Below are 13311 nucleotides of genomic sequence, written 5' to 3'. Positions count from 1 at the left end.
TGATGCACGAACTCAGCCGATGCTCAGGCGGAGATCGGGGTACGCCAGTCGTCGGAACCGGAAGTGCCGGAGACTTCGTGGGTCCAGACGATTTTACGGTAGGTGAAGTAGACGTCTTCCAGGTGGGTGAAGTGAGACATGTTCGGATCCTGGCAGTTCGGCATGCGCGACTGCACGTCGACGATCACGGCATCTTCCAGCTCGATGGTGAAGTAGTGCTCCTGGGTACCGGTGGAGGACGTGCGGTACCACTCCAGGCGGCACTTGTTCAGGCGCTCGCCGGAGGTCAGCGAGTTGAAGATCAGCGGCGAGGACTTGTCGAACACCTTGGTGATCATCAGCGGCTTGTGCACGCGCTGGCCAGTCGGCTGACCGGACTGCGGATCGCGCGGGATGATTACCTGGTGGCTGAAGGCCTGAACCAGAATCTGGTCTTCATGACCTTCCTGGAAGATGTTACCAACCGAATCTTCGGTGAAGGTGCCGGCGGTGATCAAGCCTTGCTTGGTGCCTTCGAGGGACAGATACGCGGGTGTTGGCATGAGTGCTTTCCTTGCCTTGGGTCAGGGATCAAAAGTGATCCGGGAGCCAAGTAGAAAGCTATTTGCGTGCCAATTTTAAAAAATCGATACAAACCAATCAGTTGGCATGACCATAAAGACAACACTAGTCATAACGTGCGGTAAGTCACTGAAAGTTGAGCAACTTATTGCGCAGTGCTGCGCAACAAGTTGCTCACTGGCCTGCAGGCCATTGGCAGCAAGGCCTACAGAGAAGTACCCACAGGCTTATCCACAGCCTACTGCGCAACAAGTTGCGCAGTAGGGCGAGGCGCACGCGAACCTAGGAACACTGAGTCGCCTTCCCTATCAGGCCCCAACCGACACCTCATTCGGCATCCGCCGCCGCCGCTGCAGCCAGACCACCAGGGCGAACAGCAGCAAGCCTGGCAGCCACATCAGCTCCTTCAGCCAGCGCTCGGTCGGGGCGCGTACGACGAGGATCTGCTGGTCGAATTCCAGGCCCGCTTCGGCCGCCAGGCTGCCAAAGGTGACGCTGTCGATCAGCAGCTTGCCGTCTTCTTCAAAGGTCAGCAGGCCGAGTTTCGCCATGCGTTGCTCACCGGTCTCGCCATCCGGCACCGGCAGCAGCAGGGCGAACTCGCGGGGATCGCCCACCGCGTCCTCGCCTTTGATGCGCAGGCGCAACTGGCTGCCTGCCTCGACCTCGCCCAGCGCCTGCACCAGCTGCGCCGGTGGAATATCGCGGTAGGGGTCGTGGAGCATGTCCATCCAGAAGCCCGGGCGGAACAGGGTGAAGGCGATCAGCAGCAACAGCAGGCTCTCGTGCCAGCGGCTCTTGACCAGGAAGTAGCCCTGGGTGCCAGCGGCGAAAATCAGCATGGCGACGGTGGCGACGATGAAGATCAGCACGCCGTGCCAGAAGTCCACGTCGATCAGCAGCAGGTCGGTGTTGAAGATGAACAGGAACGGCAGCGCCGCGGTGCGCAGGCTGTAGTAGAAGGCCATCAGCCCGGTCTTGATCGGATCGCCCTTGGACACCGCCGCCGCGGCGAACGAGGCCAGGCCCACCGGAGGGGTGACGTCGGCCATGATGCCGAAGTAGAAGACGAACAGGTGCACCGCGATCAGCGGTACGATCAGGCCATTCTGCTGCCCCAGGGTGACTACCACCGGCGCCAGCAGGCTGGACACCACGATGTAGTTGGCGGTGGTCGGCAAGCCCATGCCGAGGATCAGGCTGAGCAGCGCTGTGAGCAACAGCATCAACAGCAGGTTGCCCATCGACAACAACTCGACCACATCCGCCAGCACCAGGCCGACCCCGGTCTGCGATACCGCGCCGACGATGAGTCCGGCGGCGGCGGTGGCAATGCCGATACCGATCATGTTGCGCGCCCCGGCGGTCATGCCCTCGCGCAGGTCGACCAGGCCGTCCATGAAGCTGCCGTGCTCGTGGCTGCCGTCGGTACGCAGCCAGCTCAGCAGCGGGCGCTGGGTGAGCAGGATGAACACCAGCATCACGCTGCCCCAGAAGGCCGACAGCCCGGGCGACAGCTGTTCGATCATCAGGCACCAGACCAGCACCACCACCGGCAGCAGGAAGTGCAGGCCGCTGAGCAGTACCGCGCGCGTCTCGGGCAGCTTGTCCAGTGGTGCGTCGGGGTCTTCCGCCGGCAGCGGCGGCACACTGGCGGCGATCTTCAGCAGGCCGAGATAGAGCGCCGCCAGCAGCACGCCGACGACCCAGCTGAAGCCCTCGCCGAGGGCCGGCTTGAGCCAGCCGAGGCCGTAGTAGACGCCCAGGGAAATCCCACTGATCAGCGCCGTACCGAAGGCCAGACCGGTCAGGCGGCGCAGCCAGGGGTGCGCCGGACTGTTGCGCGGCAGGGCGGTGAGGCCGAGCTTGAGCGACTCCAGGTGGACGATGTAAACCAGCGCGATATAGGAAATCAGCGCCGGCAGGAAGGCGTGCTTGACCACATCGACGTAGGGAATGCCGACGTACTCGACCATCAGGAAGGCCGCGGCACCCATCACCGGCGGCATGATCTGGCCGTTGACCGAGGAGGCCACTTCCACCGCGCCGGCCTTCTCCGCGGAGAAGCCGGTGCGCTTCATCATCGGGATGGTGAAGGTGCCGGTGGTCACTACGTTGGCAATCGAGGAGCCGGAAATCAGCCCGGTCATGCCCGAGGCCACCACCGCCGCTTTGGCCGGGCCACCGCGATAATGCCCGAGCAGGCTGAAGGCCAACTGGATGAAGTAGTGGCCAGCGCCGGCGCGCTCGAGCAACGCGCCAAACAGCACGAAGAGGAACACGAAGCTGGTGGACACGCCCAAGGCGATGCCGAACACCCCTTCGGTGGTGATCCACTGGTGATTGGCCAGGGCCGTGAAACTCACTCCGCGGTGCGACAACAGGCCCGGCATATAGGGCCCGGCCAGACTGTAGAGCAGAAAGATCAGGGCGATGATCGCCAACGGCGGACCGAGTGCTCGCCGCGTGGCTTCGAGCAGCAACGGAATACCGATACAGGCGGTCACCAGGTCGGCGCTGGTCAGGATGCCGGGGCGCTGCGCCAGATCCTGGTAGAAGATGAACAGGTAGGCCGCGCTGGCCGCGGCGACCAGTCCCAGGGCGACATCCAGCAACGGCACGCGATCACGCGGCGAGCGCTTGAACGCCGGAAAGGCGAGAAACGCCAGGAGCAGGGCAAAGGCCAGATGGATGGCGCGGGTCTCGGTGCTGTTCAACACGCCGAAGTTGAAGAGGAACGGCAGCGGCGAGGCGATCCACAACTGGAACAACGACCAGAGCAGCGCCAGGCCGGCGATCGCCTGGGCCATGACGCCATCCGGGGTGCGTGCGCCGACGTCCTGGGCGATCAGCTCTTCGGTAGACAGCTCTTTGCTGGCCGGCTTTGCGGTTAAAAGTTGCTTGTCATGCATGGGCTGCAACCTGCATTCGAGAAAGCGGAGAACGGCAAAGCCCGCAGCCTTACAGCACGCGGGCTTGTTTCAACCTTAAGGGTAGCGGGCTATTTCGCGTAGCCCGTAGCCCGTAGCCCGCAGCCCAATAAGTCCAGGCGGCGGACGGGGGCTTACATCCAGCCACGTTCCTTGTAATAACGCACGGCGCCGTCATGCAGCGGCGCGGTCAGGCCGGCCTTGATCATGTCGGCTTCCTTGAGATCGGCGAAAGCCGGGTGCAGGCGCTTGAAGCGCTCAAGGTTGTCGAACACCGACTTGACCAGCTGGTAGACCACTTCCGGGTCGGCACTGGTGGTGGTGGAAAGTACCGCCTTGCCGCCAATCGACGGGGTCGGCGCATCGTTGCCCTTGTACACGCCACCCGGAATTTCGGCCTTGGTGTAGTAGCTCTTCTCGGCCAACAGCTTGTCGATCTCAGCGCCCGTCACCGGCACCAGCACTGCATCGGTGGTGGTGGTGGCTTCCTGGATCGCGCCATTGGGGTGGCCGACGAAGTAGGTCATGGCGTCGATGTTGTTGTCACCCAGGGCAGAGGCCTGCTCGGCGGGCTTCAACTCGGCGGACAGGGCGAACACCGACTTGTCCCAACCCTTGATCTGCATGATTTCATCGAGGGTGTCGCGCTGCCCGGAACCCGGGTTGCCGACGTTGACGCGCTTGCCCTTGAGGTCGTCGAAACTGCTGATCTTGGCATCGCGGCGAGCGAGAACGGTGAAGACTTCGCTCTGCAAGGAGAACAACGCACGCATGTCGCCCATCGCGCCTTCAGCCTCGAACGGCGCCACGCCATTGAGTGCCTTGAACTGGTGATCCGACTGCATGATGCCGAAGTTGAACTCGCCGCTGCGCAGGCCATTGACGTTGGCCACGCCACCACCGCTGGCCGGGGCGTTGCACTTGATGTCGTGCTCGCCACGGTTGACGAAGCGGCAGATCGATTGGCCGGCGACGTAGTAAACCCCGGTCTGACCGCCGGTACCGATGGTGATGAATTTTTCTTCGGCCTGTGCCGCGCCGCTCAGGGTGATACCCGCAAGCGCAGCCGACAGGACCCATGCCAGGGATTTGCCTTTCATGGGAGTGCTCCTTTTCTGCTTGTTGTTAAGCCGCGCGACCTCGTGGGTTGCGGCCAGAAGCGAGAAAGTCTAACCGTTCGGGCAAAATTTGCACGGAGCAATGCGCTTTTAGAGGGTAAGCGAGTCTGTAGCGGCGCCTGCCGTGTCGAGCAACCGGCCATGATCCACCGCCGCAATGCGTAGGGAGTGGCCGTCGGGAAGGCCCACCTGCTCGTGATCCTGCCCGAGCCGAAGTGCGCCAGCCGTGTCCCGTAATGACGCCATGGCCAGGTGCCAGGGTGCGCAGTACGAGGCAACCTGAGCGACTGTAGCCAGACCGCGCGCGGTCCCGCGCCGAGCACGCGAAACCACTGAAGACCGGCAGGCGGCTCTGGACACAGGCGGCGGGCACAAGGAGTATCCTCGACTATTCGCCGACCACTGCCATGAGCCTGCCCTTGACCCTACTCGCGCGCGGAAAAACCCAGTTGTTCCGCCTGATCGCCCTGATCCAGCGCCACCCCGGGCTGGTGGCGATCTTCGGTTTTGCCTCGGGCCTGGCGAGCTTTCTGCTGGTCGAGCGCCAGGCCCAACTGGCCCAGGTGCTGGCCACGGTGATGCTGGTCAGCTGGCTGTGGCTGATTCTGGAGAACATCCTGCGCGCGCAAATCGCCCGCTGGTTCGGCTTCGAGTTGCCGCCACCGCTGCTGCGCTACGCGACCCAGATGATCCACCAGGAAAGCCTGTTCTTCGTCTTGCCATTCTTCTTCATCACCACCACCTGGAACAGCGGCCAGGTGCTGTTCAGCGGCGTGCTGGCGCTGGCGGCGCTGGTCTCGATCATCGACCCGCTGTATTACAAGTGGCTGGCGCCGCGGCGCTGGCTGTTCCTCGCCTATCACACCCTAACGCTGTTTGCGGTCATGCTCACCGCCTTGCCGATCATCTTCAAGCTGACCACCCCGCAGAGCTATAAGTTGGCATTGGCCACCGCGGTGATCCTGTCGGTTCCCAGCCTGACCGGGGTCATCACCGTAAAGCGCTGGTGGCGCGGCGTGCTGCTGGTCGGCTTGATCCTGGCGCTGGGTGCGACCGGTTGGCTGGCCCGGGTCTGGGTGCCACCAGCCACCCTGTGGCTGACCGAGGTGGCGGTGAGCCAGGAATTCAACGACAGCAACCGCTCGCCAGGCGCTGGAATCAAGCAGCTCGGCGTCGCCCAATTGCGTGCCCAGGGGCTGTTCGCCTACACCGCGATCAATGCGCCACGGGGCCTGAACGAGCGCATCTACCATGTCTGGCGGCGCAACGGCGAGGAAGTCGAACGCATCGCTCTGGATATTTCCGGAGGGCGCAAGGAAGGCTACCGCGCCTGGACCCATAAGCAGAATTTCCCGAAGGACGCGCTTGGCCACTGGCAGATCCAGGTGCTCACCGAGGCCGGGCAGATGATTGGCGTGTTGCGCTTCCGGGTGCTGGAGTCAGCTGGCGCCCCGGCTCCCGACCCGAGCGGCGAAGCCGAAACACCGCTTCAACCGAAGAACCAGTAGCACACGCCGATGGCGGCGAGAATCCCGGCCAGATCGGCGAACAGCGCACAAGCCACGGCATGCCGGGCGCGCTGGATGCCCACCGCGCCGAAATACACCGCCAGCACATAGAAGGTGGTCTCGGTACTGCCCTGTACCGTCGCCGCCAACAAGGCGGGAAAGCTGTCCACGCCAAAGCTTTGCATGGTCTCGATCAGCATGGCCCGCGCCGCGCTGCCGGAGAACGGCTTCATCAGCGCGGTGGGCAGGGCATCGATAAAACGGGTGTCCCAGCCCAGCCACTGCACCGCCGCGCGCACGCCATCCAGGCCAAAATCCAGGGCGCCGGAGGCGCGCAATACACCAATCGCGCAGAGCATGGCGACCAGGTAGGGCAACAAGCTCTTGGCCACGTCGAAGCCTTCCTTGGCGCCTTCGATGAAGCTCTCGTAGACCGGCACCCGGCGCAGCGCACCGACCAGCAGGAACAGCAGGATCAGGCCGAACAGGGTGAGGTTGCCGAGCAGCGAGGACAGTGCCGCCAGCGCCGTGGCCGAGAGCCCGGCAAGCAGCGCCATGAAGCCGCCGAGCAGCAGTGCACCGGGAATCAGGTAGGCCAGCACCACCGGATCCCACAGGCGCAGACGCTGCATCAGGGCCACCGCCAGCAGGCCGGCCAGGGTCGAGGCGCTGGTGGCCAGGAGGATCGGCAGGAACACCAGGGTCGGGTCGTCGGCGCCCTGTTGCACCCGGTACATGAAGATCGACACCGGCAGCAGGGTCAGGGAGGAGGTGTTGAGCACCAGAAAGAGGATCTGCGCGTTGCTCGCCACCACCTTGCTCGGGTTCAGCTCCTGCAGCGCGCGCATGGCTTTCAGGCCGATCGGCGTGGCGGCGTTGTCCAGACCGAGGCCGTTGGCGGCGAAGTTGAGGGTGATGAAGCCCAGCGCCGGATGACCGCGCGGTACCTCGGGCATCAACCGCGCAAACAACGGTCCCAGCGCACGACCCAGGAGGTCGACCAGGCCGGCCCTCTCGGCGATACGCAGAAAGCCCAGCCACAGGGTCAGGGTGCCAAACAGCACCACCATCACCTCGACCGCCAGCTTGGCCATGGCGAACAGGCTCTCGACCATGGCGGCGAATACCGCCGGATCGTCACCCAGCAACCAGCGCGACAAACCCGCCACTGCCGCCACCACGAAAAATCCCAGCCACAAGCCGTTCAGCATCATCCACCCCGATCGATGCGCGGATGATAACGCGCCTGTAATGGCCCGTGTGAAGGAGGGAGGGAGTAGGCAGCCCGACTCGATAATGAACGGCCGTGGGATGGACAAGGCAACAGCAGCCGATGCATGACTCGATCAATCGCTAGCGCCCAGACCGGCGCTCGTGGCCATTGTCGCGCTCAGCTGCGCGGCGGCTCCACTCGGCGTTCACTACTCATTCGTTCGTTGTTCAGCGGTTCCTTGAGGATCGGCTGTCCGTGCATCAGGCTTGCTCAGTCGGTGGGCATCGGTGTTCTTGTCGCCGACTCCAGCCGCCACGCTGCCGCCTAGCAACGGCAGCAGCGAGCGTCTTGAGTAACGGCATCGACGCTCCTCAGCCGCGCCGGCGACCCATGATGAAGGACACGACAAACAACACCAGGAACACCACGAACAGAATCTTCGCGATGCCAGTGGCGGTGCCTGCGATACCACCGAAGCCCAGCACAGCGGCAACAATGGCGATGATCAGAAAGGTTATGGCCCAACTTAACATAATGATTCTCCTTCAGTTTTCTGGATATTGCGGTGTATCAGGTAAATCCGAAGTGGCATCACACTGCCCTTATCACGTCCTGCTGCAGCGCCAACCTGACAAGCACACCTGCTAGCGGTTGCGACTGTATTTAGAACACCCAACTGCGTTGCAACCTTTGTCGTTCCCCGAGCGGTAACTGACGGACCCGACTCACCGGTTGCACCGGTGCAGCCGGCGGCACACTCAGTACTTGCTCTGTCGGCAGACGACGCCATTGCGCCGCCTGCGTCGTCGGCTTGGCATCCAGCCCTTGCTCGCCGATCAGCAGCAACAACAGTGCTGCGCTGGCCAGCAGTCCCTTAGCCAACAAAGGGTAAGGCAAGTGACGGTGGTTCATCCTCAAGCTCTTTCTGATCCTTGCTTTGCTGGCCTTTTCTGCCTTATTCATTGCAGCCTGAAGGTCACTCGATAAAAATAAAAATATATAAATCAACAAGTTAAAAATAAATCATGATGCATTAACCGACTGCCCACACAATCGCCCAGCTGCCCTCGGGCGTTTGCACAAGACCGTGGGCCCACGGGCGAGCGGAACGCCCCTGCTCCACTCCATACACCGTTGTTACTGCATGCTTTGCTTGAGCGCGCGCATGCGCTCGTGACAGGCTCGTACCTTCGGCATCTCCACCGCAAGCAGAGCCTTGACGTCCGGCTCAGCACACTCCAGGGCATCCTCGAAGGCGTGCAGGATGCGATCCTCGGCTTCTTCCAACTGGGCCACGTAGGTCGCCTCTTCCTCGCTGGACAGGGTCGCGCGAGTATCGGCATAAACCTGACGCATCTTGCCCAGCAGGGTGCCACCGGTGGCCGGCGTCTCATGGTTGGCCGCGACTTTAACGCCCAGCGCCTGTATCACCTGGGTCTTGGCCTGCTGCATATCGCGGAACACCGCTTGCAGACGTACATCCTCGACGGTCTCCTGGGCGTGCTCGTAGAAGCGCTGACCGTCACGGGTGATTTCGATCAGCTCGTTGAGTTGTGCTGTCTTGCTAGTCATGAAGTTTCTCCATTGGTTGAGTGCCGCGTCATACGGCACTGGGCAAGGAACGCTGGCCACTTCTGGCCAGCGGCTGATCAACTTTCGACGCGCAGGGTGTCGGCATCCACACCGCGTACGCCGCGGATGTTGCGAGCGGTCTCGATGGCCAGCTGCTTCTCAGTGCTGCTCCGCACCTTACCGCTGAGGCTCACCATGCCGCCCTTGGTGTCGACCGAGATGTCCAGACCATCGAGGTTGCGACTGTAGAGATAGCTGGATTTCACCTTGCTGGTGATCCACGCATCGCTGATTGCCGCACTGGCATCATCGGTCGCGTTCTGCGTCTTGGCCGCGGCGCTGTCGGCGGCGCTGACGGTGAGGTTGTTGTGCACCTCACGCACGCCCTTGGTGTTGGCGGCCAGGCGAGCGGCCAGTTCCTTGGCCTCCGGGGTTTGTGCACTACCCGTCAGGGTGACCTCACCATTCTTGGCTGCAATATTAATGTCCAGACCTTCGGTATTGCTGTTCCACAGCAATTTGGATTTCACCGTGGCGACCAGGGTGGCATCGTCGAAACGCTGCGCCAGGGTCGATTCGCCCTCGCCTTTGCGCTCGGCCTTGGCATCGACTTTCAGCTGGTTGTCGACGTTCTTTACACCGTCGATACCCAGCGCAAGCTGTTCGGCTAGATCGCGTTCAACGTCGGTTTCGACACTACCGGTGAGCTTGGCGCTGCCGTTCTCCACATCGACGTCGATAGTGAACGGGTTGAGATGACGGTTGAGGGTGATAGCCGTCCAAATTGACCCCTCCTGACGTGCTTCCCTGAGCTCGCGGCTCATATCGCCTTCGGCCGCATAAGTGGTCAAGGGCGTCAGGGCAATCACGCTGGCAGTTGCAGTGGCCAAGGCGAGGGTTTTGAAATGATTCATGGCGGTTCCTCCAGTCATATCCATATACGCGCTGCCAATGGCAGCCGTTGCATAGATATTTGCAAGCCCTGTGCCAGCTTTTAAATATAAATAACTCTTTTAAAACCAATTACTTAGTTATTCAAACTGACAACCTAAGGCTTGCAGCTTGCAAGATCGCCCCAGACACACCGTGCAACTTGCACGAAAGTTTCCGGACTAATTACATACACTCAATCACTGGAGCACGCACATGGAAGCAGTAGAAACGCAAAGCGGACGCATCCTTCTGGTCGATGACGAGTCCGCGATCTTGCGCACCTTCCGCTACTGCCTGGAGGACCAGGGCTATCAGGTGGCCACGGCCAACAGTGCGGCCCAGGCCGATGCCTTGTTGCAACGTCAGGTCTTCGACCTGTGCTTCCTCGACCTGCGCTTGGGCGATGACAGTGGCCTCGATGTCCTGGCGCAGATGCGCGTGCAGGCGCCGTGGATGCGCGTGGTGATAGTGACCGCGCATTCCGCGGTAGATACCGCAGTGGATGCCATGCAGGCCGGCGCGGCGGATTACCTGGTCAAGCCTTGCAGCCCGGACCAACTGCGCATGGCAGCCGCCAAACAGCTGGAAGTACGCCAGCTGGCCGCGCGCCTGGAAGCCCTCGAAGGCCAGGTAGATAAGGCCAAGGACAACCTCGACTCGCACAGCCCGACGATGATGGCGGTACTGGAAACCGCCCGACAGGTGGCGAATACCGACGCCAATATCCTCATCCTCGGCGAGTCTGGCACCGGTAAGGGCGAGCTGGCACGCGCCATCCATGGCTGGAGCCGGCGTGCGAAGAAGTCCTGCGTGACCATCAACTGCCCGTCACTCTCCGCCGAACTGATGGAGAGCGAACTGTTCGGCCACAGCCGGGGCGCCTTCACCGGCGCCAGCGAAAGCACCCTCGGCCGGGTCAACCAGGCAGATGGCGGCACCCTGTTCCTGGATGAGATCGGCGATTTTCCGCTGAGCCTGCAACCCAAGCTGTTGCGCTTCATTCAGGACAAGGAATACGAGCGGGTCGGCGACCCGGTGAGCAGGCGCGCCGATGTGCGCATCCTCGCCGCGACCAACCACGACCTGCAGGACATGGTGGGCGAAGGGCTGTTTCGCGAAGACCTGCTCTACCGCCTCAACGTCATCACTCTCACTCTACCGCCACTGCGCGAACGGGCCGATGACATCATCGATCTGGCCGAACGTTTTCTCGCCCGCTTCGTCAAAGACTACGCGCGTCCGGCCCGCGGTTTCAGCGATGAAGTGCGGACCGCATTGCTCGACTACCCGTGGCCGGGCAACATCCGCGAGCTGCGCAACGTCATCGAACGCGCCAGCATCATCTGCCCCGAAGAACGGGTGCAACTCAACCACCTCGGCCTGCACACCAGCGTGAGCAATGACACACCGCGGGCCGGTACCGAGCTCAGCCTGGAGCAACTGGAAAAAGCCCACATCGCCGCGGTACTGGCCACCAGCAGCACCCTCGAACAGGCGGCCAAGACACTCGGTATCGACGCCTCGACCCTGTACCGCAAACGTAAGCTGCTCGACCTATGAAACTGCGCAGTCAGCTGTTCCTCAGCAGCAGTGCGCTGATCACCGTCGCCCTGTTCGGCCTACTGCTCGGCATGTTCAGCGTGTGGCAACTGAGCAAAGGGCAGAACCAAGCGATGACCCGCAACCTCGCCATCATCGACGCCTCCCTCGGCCTGCGTCAGGAGATGGGCACCCAGGTCATCCTGATGATTGCCGACAAGCTCGACCGCGATGCCTTGAAAACCTCCGACGCACGCTTCCAGCAGTGGCTCGGCAAGGCCAGCGCAGGCGCCATCGATGACAGCGACCGCCAGGCCGTGGCTGAGATCGGCCGCGCCTATGCGCATTACCAGGACCTCCTGCAAACGCCGCTGGCGGTACGTCGCCAACTACTCAACAACGACGATTTCGGTCACGCCCTGAGGGTCCTGCGCGACCGTATCAATGCCATCCAGATGCGCTATGTCGAGCAGATGCACAGCGCCCAGGCAATGATGCGCGAACGTGCCTGGCTGATTACCGGGCTACTTGGTCTGATCAGCCTGGCCGTGCTGGTCATTGGCTTCATCACCGCGCACAGCATCGCGCGGCGCTTCAGTCAGCCGATCGAAGCCCTGGCGCGCGCCGCCGATCAGATCGGCCAGGGTGATTTCCAGGTGTCTTTGCCCATCTCCCAGGCCGCCGAGCTGGCCACCCTGAGCCGGCGTTTCGGCCTGATGGCCGCGGCCGTGCAGAAGTTCAAGAACAGCAACATCGCCGCGCTGATGGCCGAGCAGCGCCGCCTGCAGGCGGTGCTCGACAGCATCGATGACGGCTTGTTGATTTTCGATCGCCACGGCCTATTGGAACACTTCAACCCCGTCGCCCAGCGCCAGCTCGACTGGCACGACCAGCCTCTCGGTCAGAGCCTCGGCCACGCCCTGCACAAGCCTGAACTGGATGAGCAGCTGCAACGCGTGCTGCAAGGCAAGCACCTGGAGCAGGCGCTGGAGGACCTGCAGATCGAAGCCGACGGTGAAACCCGCCTGCTGGCTTACAGCCTGACCCCGGTCAGTCATGCCTCGGGGCATATCCAGGGCGCGGTGATGGTGCTCCACGACGTCACCAAGCAGCGCGCCTTCGAACGCGTGCGCAGCGAGTTCGTGCTGCGCGCCTCGCATGAGCTGCGCACCCCGGTGACCGGCATGCACATGGCCTTCGGTCTGCTGCAGGAGCGTCTGCACTTCAGCGACGAAGCCCGTGAAACCGACCTGCTGCGCACCATCGACGAAGAGATGCACCGCCTGGTACGCCTGATCAACGACCTGCTGAATTTCTCGCGCTACCAGAATGGCCTGCAACAGCTCGACAGGCGCCCGTGCGACCTCGAACAACTGCTGCAGCAGGCGCAACAGCGCTTCGCCGCCCAAGCCGCCGAACACCGGGTCACACTGAGCGTCGAGGTCGGCGGCGCGCTGCCCGAGATCGACCTGGATCGCCTGCAGATCGAACGAGCCCTCGACAACCTGCTCGGCAACGCCCTGCGCCACAGCCACGCCGACGGGCAGGTCCGTCTGCAGGCGCGGCGCCAGGGCCAGCGGCTGATCGTCAGCGTCGAGGATGATGGCGAGGGCATTCCCTACAGCCAGCAGGCGCGGATATTCGAGCCGTTCGTCCAGGTCGGGCGCAAGACCGGTGGCGCCGGCCTCGGCCTGGCGCTGTGCAAGGAGATCGCCCAACTGCACGGCGGGCGCATCGGCGTGCAGTCACGGCCGAGACAGGGCGCGCGCTTCTATCTGGAACTGCCGTTCTGAGCGGCAGCCTTGGCGTCACAGATTGCACTTTACTACTGGCATCAGCCGGTCCAGGCGGATGCCAGAGCCTGGTACAGGAGCCAGATGGATGCCCGCCATCATCCCCAGTCACGACCAAGCGGCCACCGTTGTCGAGACGATGCT

At 62.7% G+C, this 13311-nt stretch carries 11 protein-coding genes; 3 read left to right on the top strand and 8 right to left on the bottom strand.

The window, feature by feature from the left end:
- Positions 1 to 23: 23 nt before the first annotated feature.
- The 3 genes from B2D37_RS19165 to B2D37_RS19155 all read right to left on the bottom strand — a co-directional run bounded on the left by B2D37_RS19165 (position 24) and on the right by B2D37_RS19155 (position 4591).
- Entirely contained in the window at positions 24 to 542 is a 519-nt protein-coding gene (locus B2D37_RS19165; RefSeq protein WP_079204194.1) for an Hcp family type VI secretion system effector, read from the bottom strand.
- A gap of 327 nt (positions 543 to 869) precedes the next feature.
- Complete coding sequence (locus B2D37_RS19160; RefSeq protein ID WP_079204193.1) at positions 870 to 3473, bottom strand: TRAP transporter permease; 2604 nt, start codon at positions 3471 to 3473, stop codon at positions 870 to 872.
- Between the two features lie 152 nt (positions 3474 to 3625).
- A complete protein-coding gene (locus B2D37_RS19155; protein WP_079204192.1) occupies positions 3626 to 4591 on the bottom strand; it encodes a TAXI family TRAP transporter solute-binding subunit in 966 nt (321 codons plus the stop codon).
- Between the two features lie 425 nt (positions 4592 to 5016).
- Between B2D37_RS19155 and B2D37_RS19150 the strand changes: the two genes are divergently transcribed.
- Positions 5017 to 6117 (top strand): DUF5924 family protein, encoded by a 1101-nt coding sequence (locus tag B2D37_RS19150; protein ID WP_079204191.1) that lies wholly within the window; start codon positions 5017 to 5019, stop codon positions 6115 to 6117.
- On the opposite strand, the gene B2D37_RS19145 is transcribed toward B2D37_RS19150, so the two are convergent.
- From B2D37_RS19145 to B2D37_RS19125, 5 genes are all read right to left on the bottom strand, one after another.
- Positions 6099 to 7328: a nucleoside recognition domain-containing protein gene (locus B2D37_RS19145; protein ID WP_079205043.1), complete on the bottom strand. Its 1230-nt coding sequence runs from the start codon at positions 7326 to 7328 to the stop codon at positions 6099 to 6101. The two genes, B2D37_RS19150 and B2D37_RS19145, sit on opposite strands and share 19 nt — an antisense overlap.
- A 373-nt stretch (positions 7329 to 7701) precedes the next feature.
- Complete coding sequence (locus tag B2D37_RS19140; RefSeq protein WP_079204190.1) at positions 7702 to 7863, bottom strand: DUF1328 domain-containing protein; 162 nt, start codon at positions 7861 to 7863, stop codon at positions 7702 to 7704.
- Between the two features lie 130 nt (positions 7864 to 7993).
- Positions 7994 to 8242, bottom strand: coding sequence for a hypothetical protein (locus B2D37_RS19135; protein WP_079204189.1), 249 nt, complete (start codon positions 8240 to 8242; stop codon positions 7994 to 7996).
- 225 nt (positions 8243 to 8467) lie between these two features.
- A complete protein-coding gene (locus tag B2D37_RS19130) occupies positions 8468 to 8902 on the bottom strand; it encodes a PA2169 family four-helix-bundle protein (protein WP_079204188.1) in 435 nt (144 codons plus the stop codon).
- Between the two features lie 77 nt (positions 8903 to 8979).
- Complete coding sequence (locus tag B2D37_RS19125; protein ID WP_079204186.1) at positions 8980 to 9816, bottom strand: BON domain-containing protein; 837 nt, start codon at positions 9814 to 9816, stop codon at positions 8980 to 8982.
- 232 nt (positions 9817 to 10048) lie between these two features.
- Between B2D37_RS19125 and algB the strand changes: the two genes are divergently transcribed.
- Together algB and B2D37_RS19115 are read left to right on the top strand one after the other, a co-directional pair.
- Entirely contained in the window at positions 10049 to 11395 is a 1347-nt protein-coding gene (gene algB / locus B2D37_RS19120) for a sigma-54-dependent response regulator transcription factor AlgB (protein ID WP_079204185.1), read from the top strand.
- Positions 11392 to 13167, top strand: a complete 1776-nt coding sequence (locus B2D37_RS19115; RefSeq protein ID WP_079204184.1) for a KinB sensor domain-containing domain — start codon at positions 11392 to 11394, stop codon at positions 13165 to 13167. Before algB ends, B2D37_RS19115 begins: the two co-directional genes overlap by 4 nt.
- Positions 13168 to 13311: the final 144 nt, after the last annotated feature.

The organism is Pseudomonas sp. CC6-YY-74 (assembly GCF_002025205.1).
Classification (GTDB): domain Bacteria; phylum Pseudomonadota; class Gammaproteobacteria; order Pseudomonadales; family Pseudomonadaceae; genus Aquipseudomonas; species Aquipseudomonas paeninsulae.
Note: the sequence above shows the minus strand (reverse complement) of the source record. Positions and strands in the feature narration are given on the sequence as shown.

Bases quoted from the DNA above. Each gene is read 5' to 3' on its own strand.
- B2D37_RS19165 (WP_079204194.1), bottom strand. From the start codon at position 542: ATGCCAACACCCGCGTATCTGTCCCTCGAAGGCACCAAGCAAGGCTTG.
- B2D37_RS19160 (WP_079204193.1), bottom strand. From the start codon at position 3,473: ATGCATGACAAGCAACTTTTAACCGCAAAGCCGGCCAGCAAAGAGCTG.
- B2D37_RS19155 (WP_079204192.1), bottom strand. From the start codon at position 4,591: ATGAAAGGCAAATCCCTGGCATGGGTCCTGTCGGCTGCGCTTGCGGGT.
- B2D37_RS19150 (WP_079204191.1), top strand. From the start codon at position 5,017: ATGAGCCTGCCCTTGACCCTACTCGCGCGCGGAAAAACCCAGTTGTTC.
- B2D37_RS19145 (WP_079205043.1), bottom strand. From the start codon at position 7,328: ATGCTGAACGGCTTGTGGCTGGGATTTTTCGTGGTGGCGGCAGTGGCG.
- B2D37_RS19140 (WP_079204190.1), bottom strand. From the start codon at position 7,863: ATGTTAAGTTGGGCCATAACCTTTCTGATCATCGCCATTGTTGCCGCT.
- B2D37_RS19135 (WP_079204189.1), bottom strand. From the start codon at position 8,242: ATGAACCACCGTCACTTGCCTTACCCTTTGTTGGCTAAGGGACTGCTG.
- B2D37_RS19130 (WP_079204188.1), bottom strand. From the start codon at position 8,902: ATGACTAGCAAGACAGCACAACTCAACGAGCTGATCGAAATCACCCGT.
- B2D37_RS19125 (WP_079204186.1), bottom strand. From the start codon at position 9,816: ATGAATCATTTCAAAACCCTCGCCTTGGCCACTGCAACTGCCAGCGTG.
- algB (WP_079204185.1), top strand. From the start codon at position 10,049: ATGGAAGCAGTAGAAACGCAAAGCGGACGCATCCTTCTGGTCGATGAC.
- B2D37_RS19115 (WP_079204184.1), top strand. From the start codon at position 11,392: ATGAAACTGCGCAGTCAGCTGTTCCTCAGCAGCAGTGCGCTGATCACC.